We start from the raw sequence: 20,626 nt of genomic DNA, 5'->3' as shown, positions 1-20,626 counted from the left end.
CGTGGCATCGATTGGGTAAACCAATCGTTGCCATGGTTTCAATCAATATGCTCTTTCAGGCAGATCGGCCTACTATCCTTCCTGTAAATTTTCCAACCAGAAGGATTTAGCGAATGTCTCTGATCAATACCGAAGTCAAACCGTTCACCGCCAATGCTTTCCACAACGGTAAATTCATCGAAGTGACCGAGCAGTCCCTGAAGGGCAAGTGGTCGGTCCTGATCTTCATGCCGGCAGCGTTCACCTTTAACTGCCCGACCGAAATTGAAGACGCCGCTAACAACTACGCCGAGTTCCAAAAAGCCGGCGCTGAAGTGTACATCGTCACCACCGACACCCATTTCTCCCACAAGGTTTGGCACGAAACTTCGCCAGCCGTTGGCAAAGCTCAGTTCCCGCTGATCGGCGACCCGACTCACCAGCTGACCAACGCTTTCGGCGTGCACATTGCTGAAGAAGGTCTGGCACTGCGCGGCACTTTCGTGATCAACCCAGAAGGCCTGATCAAGACCGTAGAAATCCACTCCAACGAGATCGCTCGTGACGTGTCGGAAACCCTGCGTAAGTTGAAAGCTGCTCAGTACACCGCTGCTCACCCAGGTGAAGTGTGCCCAGCCAAGTGGAAAGAAGGCGAAGCCACTCTGGCTCCTTCGCTCGACCTGGTCGGCAAAATCTAAAAACGACTCCAAGCCCGCTGCGCAGTCACGCGGCGGCACTGAAAACAGATCCGCCATCTCGTAGTTAGCTGGGTTTGGAATTCGTTTAAGCAAGCAGCGCTGCGGGGCTTTATCGGCTCCGCACGCCCAATGCCTGGGCGCGATCCGCTCGGGCATTTTTTTCCCTGAATTTTGTAAACGGAAGGTACCGCATCATGTTGGACGCCACTCTGAAGACCCAGTTGAAGGCTTACCTCGAGAAGGTTACTCAGCCATTCGAGATCGTCGCGTCCCTCGATGACAGCGACAAATCCCGTGAACTCAGCGGCCTGCTGAACGACATCGTCAGCCTGACCGACAAAATTACCCTGCGTGAAGATGGCAACGATGCCCGTAAGCCGTCTTTCGCCCTGAATCGTCCTGGCGCCAATATCAGCCTGCGTTTTGCTGGTATTCCCATGGGCCACGAATTCACCTCGTTGGTGCTGGCCCTGCTGCAAGTGGGCGGCCACCCTTCGAAAGTCGCTGCGGACGTGATCGAGCAGATCAAGAACCTCCCGGGCGAATTCAACTTCGAAACCTACTTCTCGCTGTCGTGCCAGAACTGCCCGGACGTGGTCCAGGCGCTGAACCTGATGGCCGTGCTCAACCCCAACATCCGCCACGTGGCCATCGACGGCGCGCTCTTCCGACGAAGAAGTTGAGCAGCGTCAGATCATGTCGGTGCCGAGCATCTACCTCAACGGCGAACTGTTCGGCCAAGGCCGCATGGACGTTGAACAAGTACTGGCGAAGATCGACACCGGCGCCTCCGCCCGTGATGCCGAGAAGCTCAATAGCAAAGAAGCCTTCGACGTATTGGTGGTTGGCGGTGGCCCAGCCGGTGCCGCAGCCGCTATTTACGCCGCTCGTAAAGGCATCCGCACTGGCGTGGCGGCTGAGCGTTTCGGCGGTCAGGTGCTCGACACCATGGCCATCGAGAACTTCATTTCCGTGCAGGAAACCGAAGGCCCGAAACTGGCCCGTGCCCTTGAAGAGCACGTGAAGCAGTACGAAGTCGACATCATGAACCTGCAACGTGCCAGCGCTTTGGTGCCGGCGAAAAACGCGGGCGAGCTGCACGAGATCAAGTTCGAAAGCGGCGCGTCGCTGAAGGCCAAAACCGTGATTCTGGCCACCGGTGCCCGCTGGCGCGAAATGAACGTGCCGGGTGAGCAGGAATACCGCAACCGTGGCGTGGCTTACTGCCCGCACTGCGACGGCCCGCTGTTCAAAGGCAAGCGCGTAGCGGTGATCGGCGGTGGTAACTCGGGCGTGGAAGCGGCCATTGACCTGGCCGGTATCGTCAGCCACGTGACCCTGATCGAGTTCGACAGCAAGCTGCGCGCCGACGCTGTACTGCAACGCAAACTGCACAGCCTGCCGAACGTCAACGTGATCACCAGCGCGCTGACCAGCGAAGTGAAAGGCGACGGCCAGAAAGTGACCGGCCTGGTCTACAAAGACCGCAACTCCGGTGAGTTCATCAACATCGAACTGGAAGGGATTTTCGTGCAAATCGGCCTGCTGCCTAACAGCGAATGGCTCAAGGGCACCATCGAACTGTCGAACCGTGGCGAGATCATTGTCGACGCCCGTGGTGAAACCTCGTTGCCCGGCATCTTTGCTGCCGGCGACGTCACCACCGTGCCGTACAAGCAGATCGTTATCGCGGTAGGCGAGGGGGCCAAAGCGTCGTTGAGCGCGTTTGACCACCTGATCCGTACCACCTGGATCGCTTCGGCGATAAACAAAAAAAGGCAGCCTTCGGGCTGCCTTTTTTTGTCGCGCATTTGCGCTCAATTTGCGAGTTGCCTTGTGAGCGGGCTTGCTCGCGAAGCTCTTCGTTGCGACGCAAAGTGCTTCGCGAGCAAGCTCGCTCCCACATAACGATCAGCGCTTGGCGCGAATAAATTCGGCCTGGGCGTTAGCCGATGTCAGGATTGAATACCGGGTGGAGCGCGACACACGCCCGGTCAGAAAGCGCTCGAACACCGGATCGAACATCCGCCGATCCAGCCCCGGTTGTTCTGCCAGAAGGTAGCGCTCCGCAACAGGCGCGGTAGTCGTCGAGGGCGACAAAGCGTTTGAGCCAGTAGGTGAACACGTAACCCATCAGGAAACCCAGGCTGGCATCGCGGTTGATGACGGTATGGGCGCAGCATTCGAAGTCGATCAGTTTCAGTTGGCCATCCGGCGCAATCAGGATGTTTTTCGGATGGGGATCCATGTGCACGAAACCGTCGTCGAGCATCCGTGCGAACAGGCGAAACACCTCGGGCAGCAGCGTTGGCGCCTGCTCAGGCGCCACCGTCAATCGCGCGTCAACACTCTGGTGATCGGGCAAAAAACCGATCAGCAAATACTCCTCCCGCAGAAACGGGAAGCGGGCCTTGTAGCCGTAGGCGGCGATGCGCGGCACGTAATCCGCTTTGGCGCTGATGGCCGACAGGTTGACGAATTCATTGGTCAGGTCGTGCAAGCCCACCGCTTTGCGAATGCCCAGGTAATTCTGCAGTTGCTTCTTCCAATGCTGCAGCCGGTTGTATTTCAGCACCCACTGTTGTTCGCCGTTTAATAGGCAAACCAGGCGCGTGTCTTCCGGCGGATCGAGGGTGATGCGTTGTTCGGGGTTGGTGAAGAACTGCTCGATGGCGGCGGCGATGGCTACCCGCTGAGTCGGCTCGAGGTGAAACGTGATGCCCCGAATGGTTTGCTCGGTGTAATGGCGGGTAAGCGGTTTGAGGTGATGCATGCAGCCGGTCCTTGTGCCTGGGCGGAAAAAGCGCGCCATGGTAAGCCAAGGAGGGCAGTTTGCAGAGCGCGGGAACCGCCCAACTATCGGAAGAACGAGTGTCAGGCCTCCCCCGCAGCAACAAAGCGCTAGCGGGAGAGGGCGTGGCAACCGTTAACGCCAGTTAAGAATTGGCCAGCCCGCCGTCTCAGTGTGCTCGCGCAACACGGGGTCTGGATTCACCACGTGAGGGTGGCTCACCTGCGCCAACAGCGGCAAATCATTGCGCGAGTCGGAGTAGAAATAGGCGCCCTCCAGGCTCTCATTCTGTTCAGCCAGCCAAGCGTGCAGGCGCGTCACTTTGCCTTCGCGGTAAGTCAGCACGCCCTGCGTGTTGCCGCTGTAGTGGCCGTGCACTTCTTCAAGATCAATCGCCAGCACTTCATCAATTTTCAGCCGCGCCGCAATGGCGCTGACCAAGAAATGCGCTGAAGCGGGAGATCACCAAAAAATCCGGTCGCCGGCCGCGCGGTGCGTGGCCAGACAGCGGGTGGCGTCGCTGAAGAAAATCGGCTCGATCACGTCTTCCACAAACGGCTCGACCACAAACGCCACTTCCTCGGCGGTGCGGCCCACCAGCGGCGACAGGCTGAAGGTCATGTAGTCTTCCATCGCCAGTTTGCCCTCGGCATACAGGGCCATCAGCTCGTGGTCTTTTTTTACAAACGACTCGCCGTCCACCCAGCCGATATCGGCCATGTGTTCGCTCCACAAGCTGGCGCAGTCGCCGTCGATCAGGGTGTCGTCGAGGTCGAAAATCGCCAGGGCCATCACGCCACCTCCCGGATCGCGTTGCTGTCGATGCTCAGGGTCAGTTGCGTGCCGTTGTTGTGCACGTCTGCGGCGCTGCGGTTCAGCACGTCCACCAGCAGTTCGACGCCACGGGCTTCAACGCGGTAGCGAATGACGTTGCCGAGCAGGCTGTGGCTGCGCACCTGCGCGTCGATATCGCCGTTGCCGAGCGAAATGGCTTCCGGGCGAATGGCCACACGGCTGTTCACCGGGCGCAGCAACAGGCGGCTGGCAGCATCGGCGTCAAGCAGGTTGTAGTTGCCGATAAAGCCGGCGGCGAAGGCGTCGACCGGCGCGGTGTAGAGGGTTTCAGCGTCGCCGCTCTGCACGATTTTGCCGGCGTTCATCAGGAAGATGCGGTCCGACATGGTCAGCGCTTCTTCCTGGTCGTGGGTCACGAAAATAGTGGTCAGCCCCAGCTCTTGCTGAATGCTGCGAATTTGCTCGCGCAGGTGCTTACGGATACGTGCATCGAGGGCCGAAAGCGGCTCATCGAGCAGCAGCAAGCGCGGACGCGTCACCAGCGAGCGTGCTAATGCCACTCGCTGGCATTGGCCACCGGAAAGCTGGTGCGGGTAGCGGTCGGCGAAGGTGCCAAGCTCCACCATGTCCAGCGCTTCCTTCACGCGCTTGGCGCTGTCGTCTTTGCTGACTTTTTGCATGCGCAGGCCGAAGGCGACGTTCTGTTGCACGCTCATGTTGGGAAACAGCGCATAGCTCTGGAACACCATGCCGATGTCGCGTTTCTGCGGCGACAGCGGCACCAGGTCGTTGCCTTCAAGCAGAATTTTGCCGCCGTTCACTTCCGTCAAGCCGGCGATGCAGCGCAGTAGGGTGGACTTGCCGCAGCCGGACGGGCCGAGCAGTGTCACGAATTCGCCTTTGCCGATTTCGCAGTTGATATCGCTGAAAATCGAGGTGGCGGCGTAGCTTTTGTGCAGCCCCTGAATGCTCAGAAAACTCATGCTTTGTCCTTGTTCAAACGATTGGCCGCCCAGGTAAACAGCAGCACAAAAAAGAAGTAGGAAATCACCAGGGCGCTGTTGAAGTGGCCGCTGCTGTTTTTCATGTTGTTCAAGTACACCTGCAAGGTTTCGTAGCGCGTACCGACCAGCAGGTTGGCGAATACGAATTCACCGAACAGGAAAGAAAATGACAGGAACAACGACACCATCAGGCCCTTGCGCAGGTTCGGCAGCACCACCAGAAAGGCCGCTTTCCAGGTGCTGGCGCCGAGCAGGTGAGCGGCGTCCATCAGGTCGGTGAGGTTGATCGCTTGCAGGTTGTTGGTGATGGCCCGGTACATAAACGGCAGCGCCACGGTGAAGTAGCAGCCGATCAGAATCCACGGCGTGCCCACCATGGCCAGCGGGCCGGAACCGTAGATCTGCAACAGGCCAACCGACGACACCACGGGCGGCACGGCGAAGGGCAGCAAGATCAGAATGTTCATCAAGCCGTCGAGCTTGGGGAAGTGGTAATGCACCACAAACAGCAGCGGCAGAATCAGCACCACCGACAGCAGCAACGCGCCAAAACACACCAGCAGCGATTGCCCGAATGCGGTCAGAAAACGCGGATCGGTCCACAGCTGCGCATACCATTTCAGCGTCAGGCCGTCGGGCAGAATGGTCGCCGACCAGCTGGTGGAGATTGAGTAGAGCAGGGTGCCGGCCAGCGGCAATAACAGAATGAGGAACAGCAAGGTGACCACCGTGCGGTGATACAGCCCGGCCGCCCGGGTTTCAACGCGCGACATGGTAGCTCCTCTTCAACAGCCATTGATGCACTACGGTAATCACCGCCATCAGCCCCACCAGCACCATCGCCAGGGCGCTGGCCAGGTTTGGATTGAGGGAAATATCACCGGCCACCATGGCCGCGATGCGAAATCGGCAGGACGTTGAAATTGCCGGTGGTCAGGGCGTACACGGTGGCGTAAGCGCCCAAGGCATTGGCCAGCAAAATGATGAACGTGCCCAGCAGCGCTGGCGTCAGCACTGGCAAACCGATGTGGCGCCAGAAGTCCCAGGTGCTGGCGCCCAGCAGTTCGGCTGACTCGCGCCAGTCTTCACGCAGCGCGTCAAAGGCGGGGTAGAGCAGCAGCACGCCGAGGGGAATCTGGAAGTAGGTGTAGAGCACGATCAAGCCGGTTTTCGAATACAGGTTGAAGTCGTCGATGACGCCGGCTTGCTTAAGGATGATGGTCAGCGCGCCGTTGAAGCCGAGCAGAATCACAAAGGCAAACGCCAGCGGCACGCCCGCGAAGTTGCTGGTCATGTTGGAAAACGCCATGACGAAATCGCGTAGTTTGCTGTCGACCTTGCGCAGCGAATACGCGCCGAGAATGGCGATCACGATGCCGATCACGCTCGACCAGAAGGAAATTTCCAGGCTGTGCTGAATGGCCTGCAAATAAAACTTCGAGCTGAACACTTTCGCGTAGTTGCTCAAGCCCCAGCCGGCGGCGCTGTCGAGGCTGTTAATCGCCACCCACAGCAACGGCGCGATCTGAAAGGCAATAAAGAAAACGGCAAAGGGCAGCAGGCACAGCAGGCCGAGCCATTTACCACGGGTGACTGAACTCACTTCAACAGCTCCCGGCAGACAGGTTTGTCGTGGGGCACACCCAGCAGTTCGCAGATGGTGCCGCACAGGTCGGTTTGTTTCGGTTGGGCAAAATTGTCCAGGCTGAAGGCATCGCCGAGCACAAACAGCGGCACTTCGCGCTCTTCGGTGAGCAGGCCGTTGTGCGAACGGTCGTTGTTCATGCCGTGGTCGGCGGTCACCAACACCTGGTAGCCCGCATCGAGCCAGCGCTGCAGGTATTCGGCGAGCAACAGGTCAGCGCTGCGGGCGCTGTTGCGGTATTGCGGACTGTCGAGGCCGTGCTTGTGGCCGGCGTCGTCGATATTCATCGGATGCGCCAGCAGGAAGTTGGGCGCGTGGCGCACCCGCAGGCTTTCGGCATCGGCAAACAGATGAGAGTCGGGGTAGTGGTCGGCGTAATAGAAATGCCCATGCTGAATGGGCAATTCCGGCGCCTCGGTATGACGGTCGCGCGCTGCGTGGAATGGGCTGCGGTTATACAGCTCGCTGACCCAATGGTAGGCCGCTGCCGCCGTGCTCAAACCTGCCGCGCTGGCGTAGTGGAAGATGCTTTTTTGAGTGGAAAGACGCGACACATCGTTGTGCACGATGCCGCTTTCGATCGGTGGTACGCCGCTCAGAATGCACTCATATAACGGCCGCGAGAGTGCCGGCAGTTCGCATTCGAGCTTGTACAGCGCTGCGCGCCCAGCGCCGCAGTAAGCCTGCAAGTGCCCCATGGCATGTTCGGCCACGCCGTAGTTGAGGCCGTCGAGCAACACCAGAATGACGTTGTGTTTCATGTGCTATTCCACCGTTGGAAAGGCGTGCCTCAGTCCTTGTGGGAGCGGCTTAAGCCGCGATGCTGTTGCGCTTGAAAAGCATCGCGGCTAAAGCCGCTCCTACAGTGACCGTACGGGCTGAAAAAGAAGAAAGCGGTCACGCCGCTTTCTTCTATCGCCGCCTGACGCTTTATTCCATGTTGATGATCACGTTTTCCTGCCACAGGCTCGGCAGGGCCTTGGACGTTTCTTCCCAGGCTTTGGCATCTTTGATCGGTTGAACTTTGGCGTATTGCTCGTTCGGCAGCAGCTTGGCCTGCACCTCAGCCGGCAGTTTCAGGTGCTCGGCGCGGATCGGACGGGCGTTGCCTTTGGCCAGGTTGATCTGACCGGCGTCGCTCAGAATGTACTCACGCGCCAGCTTGGCCGCGTTCGGGTTCTTGGCGTATTTGTTGATGATGGTGGTGTAGCCAGAAATCACCGAACCGTCGGACGGAATCAGCACTTCAAAGCGGCTTGGGTCGATCTGATCGCGGTAGCTCAGACCGTTGAAGTCCCAGACCACGCCCACTTCCACTTCGCCTTTTTCCAGGGTCTGAATGGTGGGGTTGGACAGCGACAAGCGACCTTGCTTGGCGATTTCGAGCGAACAGGTCGAGGCCCGGCTGAATGTTCTTCTCGTCACCGCCTTTGGCAATGGCGGCAGCCAGTACGCCGTTTACTGCTTGAGCGGCAGCGCTGACGTCACCGATGGCGACTTTGTACTTACCTTTTTCCAGGTCGGCCCAGGACTTCGGTACGTCTTTCACCAGCTTCTTATTGACGATGAAGGCGATGGAGCCGGTGTAGGCGAGCATCCAGTGGCCGTCTTTGTCTTTGGCCCAGTCGGGAATCTGTGCCCAGGTGCTGGGTTTGTAGGGTTGGGTTACACCCTGCTGCGCCGCGATGGGGCCAAAGGCCGCACCCACGTCACCGATATCGGCGGTGGCGTTGTCTTTTTCCGCTGCGAATTTGGCGATTTCCTGCGCCGAACTCCATGTCGGTGTCCAGGTGCTTGAGGCCGTAGAGTTTGCCCAGGTCGACCCAGGTGTCTTTCCAGTTGGCCCAGCTGTTCTGGCATGCCCACGCTGTTTACCGCGCCCTCGGACTTGGCGGCGGCTTCCAGGCTTTTCAGGTCGGTGTCGGCGGCCATGGCGAGGTTAGCCAGAGCAATGGTCGATCCCAGGATTGAAGCTAGCAACAGGCGTTTCATTCGACGCTCCTTCGTGTTGAGGGTGTTGGTCTAGATCAGCAATAGCCACGCCAAGTTAGCGGTAATGGATGACAATTTTGTGTCGGACCGCTCTGGCACGCCGCCCGGCGAAAACGCGCGGGGCGAGCGTCCAGCAAGCGTAGACCATGGATAAGTGCTTGATTTAAAAAATATAGCTGGCCGCTCACGGTTGGCATGAGCCATGCAAAAGCACAATCGTGTCATCCAATAGTCATCTAGGCTGGCTAGGGTTATTTGCAGGTTTCGGGCAGTTTCGGCGCTCGAGTCGGCTCCGAAATGGGGCTGGACTAGTCCAGATGAGGGCAATTAATGCGAGATGAGGCGCCCCGTGCCGTGACAGCGATCTGTCGCGCACTGGAAGAACAGATAGAGCATGGCCTGCTGCCCTCGGGCAGCAAGTTGCCGGCCGAGCGCAAATTGAGCGAGGTGTTTGACACCACGCGCATCACCTTGCGTGAAGCGTTGGGCCAGTTGGAGGCTCAAGGCCTGATTTACCGTGAAGAGCGCCGGGGCTGGTTTGTGTCGCTGCCACGTTTGGCCTACAACCCGCTGGTGCGCAGCCACTTCGACGCCATGGTTGGCGAGCAGGGCCGCACGCCTTCCACGGAAGTGATTGCCGCGCGCCTGCTGCCAGCGCCTGCGGCAATTTGCGACTTGCTTGAACTGCCGGCGTTGTCCAGCGTGATTCAGATTCGCCGCGCGCGGCGCGTCGATGGCCGGCTGGTGCTGTACGTCGAGCATTACCTGAACCCGGCGTACTTTCCCGGCATTCTCGATTTTGACCTGACCCTGTCGCTGACCGAGCTGTACGCCCGCGAGTACGGCATTCACTACGGCCGCGTGCGCTTTGACATGGTGCCCACCGCGCTGCATCTGGAAGCGGCGGCGGCCTTGAAGGTGTCGGTGGGCAGCCCGGCGCTGCGCATTACCCGTGTGAACCGCGATCAGCACGGCCGCTTGATTGACTGCGACATCGAATGCTGGCGGCACGATGCGATTCACGTGAGCGTGGAAGTGCCGGAGTAGGGAGCGGCTTAAGCCTCGATGTTTTAACAGCATCGCGGCTAATCGGGATGCCGCCCAGCCGCTTCTACAGGTTTGAGGCTCGGGTTTAGAACAACTCGGTCGCGTAAAACGCCGTGAGCACTTTCACCAGATGCTCAAGGTCATGGCTGCCGGCCAGTTCGCGAATGGAGTGCATGGCGAAGGTCGGCAGGCCGATGTCGACGGTGCGCACGCCCAGGTTGCTGGCAATGATCGGGCCGATGGTCGAGCCGCAGCCCATGTCGCTGCGCACCACGAAGCTTTGAACGGGCACTTCTTCGGCCAGGCATAAATGGCGGAAGAAGCCGGCGGTTTCGCTGCTGGTGGCGTAGCGCTGGTTGCTGTTGACCTTGATCACCGGACCGGCGTTGAGCTTCGGGCCGTGGTTGCCGTCGTGTTTGTCGGCGTAGTTGGGGTGCACGCCGTGGGCGTTGTCGGCCGACACCAGCAGCGATTTCTGGATCACTCGCACAAAGTCTTCGTCTTGCGGCAGCACTGCGGCGCAGCACTTGCTCGAGCATCGGACCATCGGCGCCGCAGCAGGAACTGGAGCCGACTTCTTCGTGGTCGGTGCAGATGAGGAAGCAGCTTTTCTTCGTCGGCGCTGTGCAGCAGCGCTTGCAGGCCGGCGAAGCACGACAGCAGATTGTCCAGGCGTGCGCCGGCGATGAAGTCGGCATTCAGGCCAATAACGGCGGCGTCCTGGGTGTCGTAGAAGCTCAGCTCGTAATCGAGCACCGCGTCGGCATTCAGGCCGTGTTCGCGACCGAGCTGATCGGCGAGCAGGGCGCGGAAGTCGTAGCGTTCGTCCCCTGCAACCTGGGCCAGAATCGGCGGCAATTCGTTCTGCGGGTTGATCGCCCAGCCCTGGTTCGCTTCCGGTTCAGGTGAATGGCCAGGTTGGGAATGGTGGCGATGGGCACCAGAAAGTCGATGAGCTGGCTTTCAACCTTGCCGTCGCGGCGAAAGGTGACGCGCCCGGCCAGCGACAGGTCGCGGTCGAACCACGGCGCGAGCAGGGCGCCGCCATACACTTCCACGCCCAACTGCAAGAAGCCTTGGCGCTGCAATTCCGGCTGCGGTTTTACCCGCAGGCACGGGCTGTCGGTATGCGCGCCAACCAGGCGCAAACCGCCTTCCAGCGGTGGGCGCTTGCCGAGCTTGAACGCGATAATGGAGGAGTCATTACGGGTAACGTAGTAGCGGCCACCGGCTTCGGTGTGCCAGGTTTCCCGCTCATTGAGGTGCACATAACCGGCCGTTTCCAGGCGCATGGCCAGGCTGGCGGTGGCATGAAACGGCGTTGGCGAGGCCTTGAGAAAGTCGATCAGGCCCTGATTCAATTCTTCGCGCATAAGGCACTCCAGGCGGCAATGCGCGGAGTTTACCGTATACCGTCGCAGGCTTCAGCCGATCACCAGCTTGCCGCTGAGAAACACGTCACGACGCTCTTTGCGGCCCACTTTCTCGTGCTTGGCAAGCTGGTACACCGCGTCGAAGCGGGCGCGGTCCAGCGGACCTTGCGTGGCAATGAACGCCTCCACCAGCGCGTCGTAGTGCCGTTCGATAATGAACTTGTGGATCTCGCGGTAATAGAAGAAGCCCATCTGGAAACCCAGGGTTTCGCTGAAGTGTTCCGAACGGTGGGAGAAACCGTTTTCCAGGTCGATGGCGTGCGCGGTGGCGCCGTCCGGGCTGATCATCACGTTGCCTACCCAAAAATCCATATGGGTAATGTTTTTCTCGATCAGGCTGCCGAGCAGGGCGAAGGCGGTGGCGATGAACTGATTCACCGCTTCCGGGTTTTGCTTGAGCCACAGGTGGCCGTCGACCAGATCGTTCAGCAGGCCGGTGAGCAGAAACAGTTCACGGGTAATGCCGAGCCCGGACTTGGTATGACCGAAGCCCACCAGTGGCGGCACCTGCGCGCCACGGCGATTGGCTTCGGCGGTGTTGATCAGCTCTTCGATGGCCCAGTCATAGCGCCCATCGCGATGGGTTTTGCGCCAGGTAACACGCAGCTTGGACTTGATGTCAGTGAGCGGCTGAATCTTGGCGAACAACGCTTTGCTGCCCGCGCAGAAAGGGCGGCTGTAGCGTTTGTGGTTGGCGTTCTTGCGGCCATGCACCAATTGCTCCAGGGCTTGCAGCGCGGAAGCATCAGGCGCTTCGCGCAGGAACAACGTGGTGTTCTGGAATTGCACGGGGAAGGGGTAGTCGCGATGAAGCTGTTGAATAAACATTGCGCCAGCCTCCGTGCTGGTGACGAGTGAAAGGGCGCCATTATGAGGCCATCACTGTAGCTTTCTGCAATGTTTTGTAACGCGGGTGACACAACATCCTGATATGGGTCAGGCCGGTGTGGTACTCAGCCCCATCCTTTCATTAATCAGAACGGCGCTAGGCATTCAAAGCGCAAACGCTCGCCGGTTTTGGGATGCGTGAAGGCCAACATTGCCGCATGCAGACACAAGCGCGGATAGCGGCCAGCGCCTGTGGGTGGGCGTACAAGCCGTCGCCCAGCAGCGGATGGCCGATGGACAACATGTGCACGCGCAATTGGTGCGAGCGGCCGGTGATGGGGGTTAGCTCGACACGAGCCCAGTCGCCGCAGCGCTCGAGCACGCGCCAGAAGGTCAGGGCGTTGCGGCCGTGTTCGTGGTCAACCACATGGCGAGGTTTGGTCGGTGGGTCGTAGCGCAGGGGCAGATCGATGCTGCCGCTGTCCAGTTCCGGCTGGCCCCAGCACAAGGCGATATAGGCTTTTTCGGTTTCGCGGTCATGGAACTGGCGCGACAGCTCGCGGTGGGTGTCGGCATCGCGGGCCAGCAGAATCAGGCCCGAGGTTTCCCAGTCCAGGCGGTGCACGATGCGCGCTTCGGGGTAACCGTTTTCTTGCAAGCGGGTGATCAGGCAATCCTTGTTGTCGTCCGCGCGCCCAGGCACCGAGAGCAGCAGGGTGGGCTTGTTGACCAGCAGGATCTGTTCGTCCTGGTAGACGATTTCAACGTTCGACAGCGGCATGCAGAGGCCCTACAAAACACATTCGCAAAAAACGACAACGGCGGCCGAAGCCGCCGTTATCTGAACCCTTCGAATCAACGATCCGGCAGGGTGATGTTGAGCTCGAGAATCGAACAGCTGCCTTGGTTTTCCAGGGCAACCTGCACTTGATCCGAGTCGATGTTCACGTACTTGCGGATCACTTCAACCAGCTCTTGCTGCAAGGCCGGCAAGTAGTCCGGTTTGCTGCGCTGGCCGCGCTCGTGGGCGACGATGATCTGCAGACGCTCTTTCGCAATCGACGCGGTGGTCTCTTTTTTACGCTCGCGAAAGAAGTCGAAAATGTTCATTCGCGACCTCCGAACAGGCGTTGCATGAAGCCCTGCTTTTTAACGTCGAGGAAACGGTGCGCGACTTCTTTGCCCAGCAGGCGGTCGACGGCATCGCTGTAAGCTTGGCCGGCGTCGCTCTGGTCGTCGAGAATTACCGGCACGCCCTGGTTGGACGCCTTGAGTACCGCTTGCGACTCGGGAATAACGCCGAGCAGGCGAATGGCGAGGATTTCTTCAACGTCTTCGACGCCAAGCATCTCGCCTTTCTGCACGCGCTCAGGGTTGTAGCGGGTCAGCAGCAGGTGTTCCTTGATCGGGTCTTCGCCCAGTTCGGCGCGGCGCGACTTGCTGGCCAGCAGGCCGAGCATGCGGTCGGAGTCACGTACCGAGGACACTTCCGGGTTGGTTACTACGATGGCTTCATCGGCGAAGTACATCGCCAGGTGAGCGCCTTTTTCGATACCGGCTGGCGAGTCGCAAACCACGTATTCGAAGGTCTGGCGCAGCTCGTTGATGATTTTTTCCACGCCTTCTTTGGTCAGCGCGTCTTTGTCGCGGGTTTGGCTGGCGGCCAAAACGTAGAGGTTTTCCAGGCGTTTGTCTTTGATCAGTGCTTGAGTCAGGGTGGCTTCGCCGTTGACGACGTTAACGAAGTCGTACACAACGCGGCGTTCACAGCCCATGATCAGATCGAGGTTACGCAGGCCGACGTCGAAGTCGACGATGACAGTCTTGTGCCCACGCAGGGCGAGGCCGGTACCGATGGCGGCGCTGGTGGTGGTTTTACCGACGCCACCTTTGCCGGATGTGACTACGAGGATCTTGGCCAAGGTGATTCACCCCAAATATGAAGAAATGCGGGAATCTGGCGCCAACGAAAAGGTGGCTTCCAGATGCCCGTTTTGTGTCCTGAAAAGTGGCCGCAGTATCCGTTAAAGCCGGGTGATGTTCAACACGTCACCGGTCAGGCTGACCTGAACTGCATCGCCCCATAGCGGGTCGCGGCGCAGGTCTTCAGCGACCTTGTATTGCCCTGCAATCGAGAGCATTTCGGCGCCCAACTGCTGGCAGAAAATCCGCGCTTTGGTGTCGCCTTTTACCCCGGCCAGAGCACGGCCGCGCATGGGCGCGTAAACATGGATGTTGCCGTCAGCGAGAAGTTCCGCACCGGCACTGACGGGTGCCAGCACGATCAAATCGCCGCCCTGGGCATACACCTGCATACCGCCGCGCACGGGTGAATTGATAACTTTGGTCGGTTTAACCACAGGCTCTGGCGGTTTTTCCGCCTTCTTTTTTCGCCGTGATCTCCACCGGTTCCACGAGCTTTTCCCGCGCGCCGGAAGGCGGTAGTACCGGAATGTCGAGGGCCAGGGCGGCGGCGATGTCTTCTTCACGGTTGGCGCGAATGGCCAGGGTGCGCAAACCATGGCGACGGCACAGCGCCATCAGCTCGCCAAGGTCGAGAATCCCTTCGGCGGCGGGCAGTTTGTCCAGCGCGAGCACGAGCGGAATGTTGCTGAAGAAGTTCGGCGCCTGGGCAACCTTTTCGGCCAGTTGCTGTTCCAGGCGCTCAAGATCATTGTGCGCAAGCTCGAGCACCGTGATGGCGAGCATGCTGCCTTTGAGCTGGAATACGGGGTCTTGGTTGAGCAGATCGGCTTGGCTCATGGGGTGCCTGATGGCCTTAATAATGTGCTGATGTCGGAAATAACTAACGGGCCGGCGCGCTGGCGGGCGGCCGCGAATAAGACCGGACTTATAGCGAGAACGCGGTTGGGCCGCAAGCCGCGTGCAGTCCTGTAGAATGCGCGCCTTTGTTTGATTTTCGGAAAGCTCGATGGATCGTCCACAGTTTCGCCGCCAATTTCTTCATCCGCGTTACTGGCTGCTTTGGCTCGGCCTCGGTTTGCTGTGGCTGTTGGTGCAGTTGCCGTATCCGCTGCTGCTGGGGTTGGGCCGGGGGCTTGGTTGGATCATGTATGCCGGCGCCCGTTCTCGTCGCGAGATTGCGGCGCGCAACCTTGAGTTGTGCTTCCCACAGATGTCGGCCAGCGAACGCAAAAAGCTGCTGAAAGAAAACTTCGCCTCCACCGGTATCGCCTTTTTTGAAATGGCCATGAGCTGGTGGTGGCCGACCAAGCGCCTGGCGCGCCTGGCCCACATTGAAGGACTGGAGTATTTGCAGGAAGCGCAGCTGCAAGGGCAGGGCGTGATTCTGATGGCGGTGCACTTCACCACGTTGGAAATTGGCGCCGCCTTGTTGGGCCAGCGCCACACCATCGACGGTATGTACCGCGAACATAAAAACGCGGTGTTCGATTTTGTTCAGCGCCGTGGCCGCGAGCGCCATAACCAGGATGCCCAGGCCATTGAGCGCGAAGACGTGCGCGCCATGCTCAAAGTGCTGCGTGCCGGCCGCGCCATCTGGTACGCGCCGGATCAGGATTACGGCCTCAAGCAAAGCGTGTTCGTGCCGCTGTTTGGCATCACCGCCGCCACCGTTACGGCCACCAGCAAGTTCGCCCGCCTGGGCCGCGCGCAGGTCATGCCGTTTACACAGAAACGTCTGCCCAATGGCGGCGGCTATAAATTGGTGATACATCCGCCACTGCGCAATTTTCCTGGCGAGTCCGAGGAAGAAGACTGCCTGCGGGTGAATCAGTGGGTGGAGCGGGCCATTCTCAGTTGCCCCGAACAATACTTGTGGGCGCACCGTCGTTTTAAAACGCGGCCACCGGGGCAGGCGAAGCTTTACGGCAAACGCTGAATCGCACGAGCTGCTCACACAATCGCGACGCACTTCTATACTCGCGAAAACCCCCGCAGAGAGGCTTCGATGAATCTGGCGCACGATCCAAGCAAACCGGTGACTGGCCTGATTCTCTCTGGCGGTGGAGCGCGGGCGGCTTATCAGGTGGGCGTGCTGGCGGCGATTGCCGACTTGCTGCCCGACACCACGCAAAACCCCTTTCCCGTCATCGTCGGCACGTCGGCCGGCGCCATCAACGCCGTGGGCCTGGCGTGCGGTGCGTTGCAGTTCAATGAAGCGATTAAACGCCTGACCCATGTGTGGCAAAACTTCCACACCCATCAGGTGTACCGCAGTGATTTTGCCGGTGTCGTGCGCCAAGCCAGCCGCTTCTTTGGCCATAGCCTGCTGGGCCTGGGGAAACGGGCGCCGGTAGCGCTGCTCGACAGTTCTCCATTGGGCGGGCTGCTGGCTGAAAACCTCGACTTCACCGGAATCGCCGCCGCCGTGCGTATGCGCAAACTGCGCGCCGTGGCAGTGACTGCCTTTGGCTACGACTCTGGCCAGGCGGTTACCTTCTACCAGGGCCGCGCCGCCATCGACCCTTGGTTTCGTCATCGCCGCGTGGGTGTGCCGACGCGTTTGCAGCTTGAACATCTATTGGCCAGCGCGGCGATTCCGCTGATATTCCCGCCGGTGAAAATCAATCGGGAATATTTCGGCGACGGTGCCATGCGCTCATCCGCTCCCATCAGCCCGGCGCTGCACCTGGGCGCCAACCGTGTCCTGGTGGTCGGTGTGAGTGGCAACGCCAATCCTCACAATGTGCCGGTGCGCACCAAAGTGGCGGGGCCGCCGAGTCTGGCGCAGGTCAGCGGCCATTTGCTCAACAGCACCTTTATCGACAGCCTGGAAAGCGACATCGAGCTGCTCGAACGCATGAACCAGATGTGCCGCTTGCTGCCCGCCGACCTGCCGGCGAAAAGTTCGGCAATCAAGCCGGTAGACGTTTTGGTGATTTCCCCCAGCCAGCCGCTGGACCACATCGCCGCGCGCCATTGGCACGAGCTGCCGCGCACCCTGCGCATGTTTTTGCGCGGGCCGGGAGCCAAGAAAGCGGGCGGGGCGGGGGTGCTGAGTTACTTGCTGTTCGAGTCGGGTTATTGCAATGAGCTGATCGAACTGGGGTATCAGGACGCCATGGCCAAGAAGGCCGAGCTGGTGCGTTTTCTTGGGTTGGAGCCGCAGGTGGCGCAGACGTTGGCGCCCGAGTTAAGTCGTTAATCCGGTAGCCCGTTGGGCTCCGCCAGCGGCGAAGCCCAACCAAGCGTTTACTCGGCAACCTGCAACTTGCGCGCTTCGGTGTACACGTAACGCACTTTCTCGTACTCGAACGGCGAGTTGGTCTGGCCGTAGCGGAAGGTGGTCACGTAGCGGCGGTCGATGGAGCGCAGCAGGAACAGCTCTGGGTGGTCCTGGCTGATTTCGGCCACGTTGAGGAAGTTGATCTGGTTTTCCAGCGTGAAGTCTGCCAGCAACCCGCCAGTATCGCGCAGGTTCGAAGGGCCGAGAATCGGCAACATCACATACGGGCCCGCAGGCACGCCATAGAAGCCCAACGTCTGGCCGAAGTCTTCCGACTGTTTAGGCAAACCCATCATGGTCGCCGGGTCCCACAGGCCCACCACGCCAATGGTGGTGTTCAGCAACAGGCGGCCGGTGGTTTCCAGTGAGCGCTGACCTTTGAACTGCAACAGGCTGTTCACCAGGTTGGGGATGTCACCAATGTTGCTGAAGAAGTTGCTCACGCCACTGCGCACGAACTGCGGGGTAACGTAGCGATAGCCTTCCACAACCGGCAGGAACACCCACTCATCGAAGCGGTAGTTGAAGTGGTAAATGCGCCGGTTCACCGATTCCAGCGGGTCGTACACGTTCAAGGCGTCGAGGGTCGAGCGTTCGAATTCGTGCTGGTCCAGGCCGGCGTTGAATTTCAGCGCTTTGAGCGGCTCGGTGAAGCCATCCGCGTCGGCAGCCGGCGCGGTCGTCGGTGTTTGCGGGTCGGCAGCCTGCGCCGCGCCAGTGGCCAGCAACAGAGCCAGCAGCAAGGAAGTCTTGGTCATTTCCAGCAGCTCCAGCATGGCGGCGGTATTTACGCGGTAGTTGAGGTTGCCGCAGTGCCCGCCGTGCGGGTAAACGGTCAAACGGTCGCCCATCGTTCTGCGTAAAAAGCCCAGGTCGCCGGGGCCGAGAATCACGTCATCCTTGTTGTGCATCACCAGCACCTTGTCACTGGTTTTCAGGTAATCCTCCAGCGCATACAAGCTCACCTGATCGATCAACTGCAGCAAGCTGCCGCCGTCGGTGCGCGCGCGCCACATGGGAATCAACTGCTCGCGGATGTAGCAATCGAAGTCGCATTGCAGGGCTTTGCGGAAATACGGGGTCAGGCTGGTGCCCTCGCTGATCGGCGTTTCCGGCGGGGTGATCAGGCCGCGGCGGTTGATCAGGTCAGACGTAAAGGCGATGTCGGCCGAGGAGAAACGGAACGAAGTGCCGATCAGCATCGCCAACTGCTCGTCAGACAGGTGCTCTTTGGACTGTTGCAGGTCGTAGAGCATCGCATCGTTGATGTCGATGTAACCCTTCTGCTGGAAGTAGCGGGTCAGCTTGCTCAGCACCGTGTCATAAAAGGTGCTGCTGTTGGACACGCCCTTCACCTCGGTTTGCACCAGGCGATCGAGGTTGGTGATCGAGGTGTAGAGGTTGACCGGCGGGTTGAGCATCAACACTTTCTTGAAGTTGAAGCTGCGCCGGGTTTCATCCAGCTTGCTGACAAACGCCGCGTTTAGCGCGCCGAGGCTGTAGCCGGTGAGGTAGAAGTCGGTTACTTCAACTTCCGGGTGCTGGGCACGCACCGCTTGCATCACGTTGTACAAGTCTTCGGCGTCTTCGGTGCTCACGCCGGGCGTGGCGTGGCGCGAAGCAGCGGTCATGAAGTCGTAGCTGGTGGGCGAGGAGAGCTGCACCACGTGGTAGCCCGCGCCGTAGAACACCTTCTTCAGGCCTTCGGCCAGCGAGCTGGAATAATGCCCACCGGTGCCGGCAATGATGAAAATCAGCGGTGCCGGGCCTTTTTGTTTGGCCATGCGGTAGCGCAGGGTTTTCACCGGCCAGAAGTTATCTGGCACTTCCAGTTCACGCTCGGGGCGCAGTTTGAGGTTGTAATCGGCCTGGTCGATGTCCAGGTCATCCGGCACTTGCGCGCGCAATTCCGGAGGCGTCGTGGCGATGGTCGCCTCGAACGGGTTGGTCAGTGGAAACCCATAGCTGGCCTCATCGATGTCGGCAGCCGACAACAACGGACTGAGGCATAAACCTGCCATAAGCGCAGCAAAACGTGAGAGGCGCGGCATCGCAAATCCCTTTAGAAGATAAAGTGCGGAGTGAATCTGGCGATATGACAGCAGACACGCTGGTATAGCACAGACATATTTACTCGGCTTGTTTTGCCAGCTCAGCCAGTGCTGCGCCGCTGAGTCGGTAGGTGGTCCAGTCGTCCTGCGGGCGCGCGCCAAGGCGGCGATAAAAGCCCAGCGCCGGCTCGTTCCAGTCCAGCACCGCCCACTCCAAACGACCACAACCGCGCTCTACGGCCAGCTGCGCCAAACGTGCCAACAAGGCCTTGCCCAGCCCGGAACTGCGCGCCGCTTCGCGAACGTACAGGTCTTCCAGATAAATACCGGGCTTGCCCAGGAAGGTCGAGAAGCTGGAGAAGAACAGGGCAAACCCCTGCGGCTCGCCATCCAGCTCGCCGATCAGCACTTCGGCGTATGGGCGCGGGCCGAACAGGTTGGCCGTGAGGTCTTCGGGGGTGGCGACGGCTTGGTCGCTGAGTTTTTCATACACCGCCAACTCGTGAATCAGGCTGAGGATCAGGCCGACGTCATCGGGCGTGGCGGTGCGCAATTGAATACGGGACATACAGGCTCCTGGAATGGCGAACTGAGCGGAGCTTGCCGGCTCCCTGCGCGTGCGGCAACAGGATGATATGAAAACCGTGGCCAAGGCTTGATCTTTGGTGCTCTGGCGCTTGCATACGGCGTTCGGGCGTTTATCCTGAGCGCCGATTTATTTTCCGGAGAAACCCATGTCCCGTCGTTTGCCCCTGATCGCCTTGCTGATCGTTCTGGCCCTGTGGCTGGCCGCCGCCTACGGACTGCGTTTCGCCCTGATGGAAGACAGCCAGTGGGTCGGCATTTGCGTTGACCAGGCGCAGCGCTGGGAATGCCAGGTGCGTGACGGCCTGGGGCTGTTGATTCATTTCCGTGTTATCGCCTGGGCCGGTCTGGGCGGCGCCCTGCTGGCGTTCGTGGTGCCGGGCCGTGCCGGCTGGTGGTTGGCGGTCGCTGCGCTGGTGTTCGCCTTGCCGGCGCTGGTGCTCTATAGCGCCAGCCTGGCGGTGTTTGCGGTGGTGATCGCCGCGTTGCGGTTGGTGCGCGCGCCGCGTCTGGCTTGAAAACCATCGCGGCTAAAGCCGCTCCTACAGGATGAATGTGATTCTGTAGGA

The 20,626-nt window shown here is 59.9% G+C and carries 14 protein-coding genes and 8 pseudogenes; 6 read left to right on the top strand and 16 right to left on the bottom strand.

Features of this window, described 5'->3' with window-relative positions:
- The first annotated feature begins 113 nt into the window (after positions 1-113).
- Together ahpC and ahpF are read left to right on the top strand one after the other, a co-directional pair.
- A complete protein-coding gene (ahpC, locus tag ACZZZP_RS16480) occupies positions 114-677 on the top strand; it encodes an alkyl hydroperoxide reductase subunit C (RefSeq protein ID WP_122452823.1) in 564 nt (187 codons plus the stop codon).
- Between the two features lie 194 nt (positions 678-871).
- Positions 872-2,585: pseudogene (ahpF, locus tag ACZZZP_RS16475) on the top strand (alkyl hydroperoxide reductase subunit F).
- Between the two features lie 37 nt (positions 2,586-2,622).
- Here the strand turns inward: ahpF and ACZZZP_RS16470 are convergent.
- The 7 genes and pseudogenes from ACZZZP_RS16470 to ACZZZP_RS16440 form a co-directional block, all read right to left on the bottom strand.
- Positions 2,623-3,450: a lipopolysaccharide kinase InaA family protein gene (locus tag ACZZZP_RS16470; RefSeq protein ID WP_463536713.1), complete on the bottom strand. Its 828-nt coding sequence runs from the start codon at positions 3,448-3,450 to the stop codon at positions 2,623-2,625.
- A gap of 153 nt (positions 3,451-3,603) precedes the next feature.
- A pseudogene (locus ACZZZP_RS16465) lies at positions 3,604-4,260 on the bottom strand (HAD family hydrolase).
- On the bottom strand, positions 4,260-5,246 hold the full coding sequence (locus ACZZZP_RS16460; protein WP_463383477.1) for an ABC transporter ATP-binding protein: 987 nt from the start codon (positions 5,244-5,246) through the stop codon (positions 4,260-4,262). The pseudogene ACZZZP_RS16465 and the gene ACZZZP_RS16460 overlap by 1 nt, the downstream one beginning before the upstream one ends.
- The gene (locus ACZZZP_RS16455; RefSeq protein WP_463383476.1) at positions 5,243-6,040 is read right to left on the bottom strand and encodes an ABC transporter permease; all 798 of its coding nucleotides are present in this window, start codon (positions 6,038-6,040) and stop codon (positions 5,243-5,245) included. Before ACZZZP_RS16455 ends, ACZZZP_RS16460 begins: the two co-directional genes overlap by 4 nt.
- Positions 6,027-6,870, bottom strand: a pseudogene (locus ACZZZP_RS16450) (ABC transporter permease). The gene ACZZZP_RS16455 and the pseudogene ACZZZP_RS16450 overlap by 14 nt, the downstream one beginning before the upstream one ends.
- Positions 6,867-7,673 carry an alkaline phosphatase family protein gene (locus ACZZZP_RS16445; RefSeq protein ID WP_463536712.1) on the bottom strand — a complete coding sequence of 269 codons (807 nt, stop codon included), beginning with the start codon at positions 7,671-7,673 and terminating at the stop codon, positions 6,867-6,869. Before ACZZZP_RS16445 ends, ACZZZP_RS16450 begins: the two are co-directional and overlap by 4 nt.
- Positions 7,674-7,842: 169 nt before the next feature.
- Positions 7,843-8,904 (bottom strand): annotated as a pseudogene (locus ACZZZP_RS16440) (ABC transporter substrate-binding protein).
- A 330-nt stretch (positions 8,905-9,234) separates the two neighbouring features.
- Here ACZZZP_RS16440 and ACZZZP_RS16435 point away from each other — a divergent pair.
- Positions 9,235-9,951 (top strand): UTRA domain-containing protein, encoded by a 717-nt coding sequence (locus ACZZZP_RS16435; protein WP_463383474.1) that lies wholly within the window; start codon positions 9,235-9,237, stop codon positions 9,949-9,951.
- Positions 9,952-10,036: 85 nt separating this feature from the next.
- Here the strand turns inward: ACZZZP_RS16435 and ACZZZP_RS16430 are convergent.
- The 6 genes and pseudogenes from ACZZZP_RS16430 to minC all read right to left on the bottom strand — a co-directional run bounded on the left by ACZZZP_RS16430 (position 10,037) and on the right by minC (position 14,975).
- Positions 10,037-11,324 (bottom strand): annotated as a pseudogene (locus tag ACZZZP_RS16430) (M18 family aminopeptidase).
- A gap of 51 nt (positions 11,325-11,375) precedes the next feature.
- Complete coding sequence (locus tag ACZZZP_RS16425) at positions 11,376-12,212, bottom strand: hypothetical protein (protein ID WP_463383472.1); 837 nt, start codon at positions 12,210-12,212, stop codon at positions 11,376-11,378.
- A gap of 146 nt (positions 12,213-12,358) precedes the next feature.
- A pseudogene (locus ACZZZP_RS16420) lies at positions 12,359-12,993 on the bottom strand (RluA family pseudouridine synthase).
- Between the two features lie 74 nt (positions 12,994-13,067).
- Positions 13,068-13,322 (bottom strand): cell division topological specificity factor MinE, encoded by a 255-nt coding sequence (gene minE / locus ACZZZP_RS16415; protein WP_108095523.1) that lies wholly within the window; start codon positions 13,320-13,322, stop codon positions 13,068-13,070.
- Entirely contained in the window at positions 13,319-14,134 is an 816-nt protein-coding gene (gene minD / locus ACZZZP_RS16410; protein WP_122452834.1) for a septum site-determining protein MinD, read from the bottom strand. Before minD ends, minE begins: the two co-directional genes overlap by 4 nt.
- A 102-nt stretch (positions 14,135-14,236) precedes the next feature.
- Positions 14,237-14,975 (bottom strand): annotated as a pseudogene (gene minC, locus ACZZZP_RS16405) (septum site-determining protein MinC).
- A 169-nt stretch (positions 14,976-15,144) separates the two neighbouring features.
- Here minC and ACZZZP_RS16400 point away from each other — a divergent pair.
- The gene (locus ACZZZP_RS16400; RefSeq protein WP_463383470.1) at positions 15,145-16,074 is read left to right on the top strand and encodes a lipid A biosynthesis lauroyl acyltransferase; all 930 of its coding nucleotides are present in this window, start codon (positions 15,145-15,147) and stop codon (positions 16,072-16,074) included.
- 69 nt (positions 16,075-16,143) lie between these two features.
- Positions 16,144-17,340, top strand: coding sequence for a patatin-like phospholipase family protein (locus ACZZZP_RS16395; protein WP_463383469.1), 1,197 nt, complete (start codon positions 16,144-16,146; stop codon positions 17,338-17,340).
- A 47-nt stretch (positions 17,341-17,387) separates the two neighbouring features.
- Here ACZZZP_RS16395 and ACZZZP_RS16390 read toward each other — a convergent pair whose 3' ends face one another.
- The 3 genes and pseudogenes from ACZZZP_RS16390 to ACZZZP_RS16380 form a co-directional block, all read right to left on the bottom strand.
- Positions 17,388-18,179 (bottom strand): MlaA family lipoprotein, encoded by a 792-nt coding sequence (locus ACZZZP_RS16390; protein ID WP_463383468.1) that lies wholly within the window; start codon positions 18,177-18,179, stop codon positions 17,388-17,390.
- 9 nt (positions 18,180-18,188) lie between these two features.
- Positions 18,189-19,472 (bottom strand): annotated as a pseudogene (locus ACZZZP_RS16385) (alpha/beta fold hydrolase family protein); the annotation flags it as partial.
- Between the two features lie 79 nt (positions 19,473-19,551).
- Complete coding sequence (locus tag ACZZZP_RS16380) at positions 19,552-20,040, bottom strand: N-acetyltransferase family protein (protein ID WP_463383466.1); 489 nt, start codon at positions 20,038-20,040, stop codon at positions 19,552-19,554.
- Positions 20,041-20,206: 166 nt separating this feature from the next.
- Here ACZZZP_RS16380 and ACZZZP_RS16375 point away from each other — a divergent pair, with 166 nt between their 5' ends.
- Positions 20,207-20,575: a hypothetical protein gene (locus ACZZZP_RS16375; protein WP_122452841.1), complete on the top strand. Its 369-nt coding sequence runs from the start codon at positions 20,207-20,209 to the stop codon at positions 20,573-20,575.
- The last annotated feature ends 51 nt before the right edge of the window (positions 20,576-20,626 follow it).

Source organism: Pseudomonas sp. AC211, from assembly GCF_979258055.1.
Note: the sequence above shows the minus strand (reverse complement) of the source record. Positions and strands in the feature narration are given on the sequence as shown.

What these genes read in the sequence shown, in the direction of transcription:
- ACZZZP_RS16460 (WP_463383477.1), bottom strand. Translation starts at nt 5,246, where the DNA reads ATGAGTTTTCTGAGCATTCAGGGGCTGCACAAAAGCTACGCCGCCACC.
- ahpC (WP_122452823.1), top strand. Translation starts at nt 114, where the DNA reads ATGTCTCTGATCAATACCGAAGTCAAACCGTTCACCGCCAATGCTTTC.
- ACZZZP_RS16455 (WP_463383476.1), bottom strand. Translation starts at nt 6,040, where the DNA reads ATGTCGCGCGTTGAAACCCGGGCGGCCGGGCTGTATCACCGCACGGTG.
- ACZZZP_RS16380 (WP_463383466.1), bottom strand. Translation starts at nt 20,040, where the DNA reads ATGTCCCGTATTCAATTGCGCACCGCCACGCCCGATGACGTCGGCCTG.
- ACZZZP_RS16470 (WP_463536713.1), bottom strand. Translation starts at nt 3,450, where the DNA reads ATGCATCACCTCAAACCGCTTACCCGCCATTACACCGAGCAAACCATT.
- ACZZZP_RS16435 (WP_463383474.1), top strand. Translation starts at nt 9,235, where the DNA reads ATGCGAGATGAGGCGCCCCGTGCCGTGACAGCGATCTGTCGCGCACTG.
- ACZZZP_RS16445 (WP_463536712.1), bottom strand. Translation starts at nt 7,673, where the DNA reads ATGAAACACAACGTCATTCTGGTGTTGCTCGACGGCCTCAACTACGGC.
- ACZZZP_RS16400 (WP_463383470.1), top strand. Translation starts at nt 15,145, where the DNA reads ATGGATCGTCCACAGTTTCGCCGCCAATTTCTTCATCCGCGTTACTGG.
- ACZZZP_RS16425 (WP_463383472.1), bottom strand. Translation starts at nt 12,212, where the DNA reads ATGTTTATTCAACAGCTTCATCGCGACTACCCCTTCCCCGTGCAATTC.
- ACZZZP_RS16395 (WP_463383469.1), top strand. Translation starts at nt 16,144, where the DNA reads ATGAATCTGGCGCACGATCCAAGCAAACCGGTGACTGGCCTGATTCTC.
- ACZZZP_RS16375 (WP_122452841.1), top strand. Translation starts at nt 20,207, where the DNA reads ATGTCCCGTCGTTTGCCCCTGATCGCCTTGCTGATCGTTCTGGCCCTG.
- ACZZZP_RS16390 (WP_463383468.1), bottom strand. Translation starts at nt 18,179, where the DNA reads ATGACCAAGACTTCCTTGCTGCTGGCTCTGTTGCTGGCCACTGGCGCG.
- minE (WP_108095523.1), bottom strand. Translation starts at nt 13,322, where the DNA reads ATGAACATTTTCGACTTCTTTCGCGAGCGTAAAAAAGAGACCACCGCG.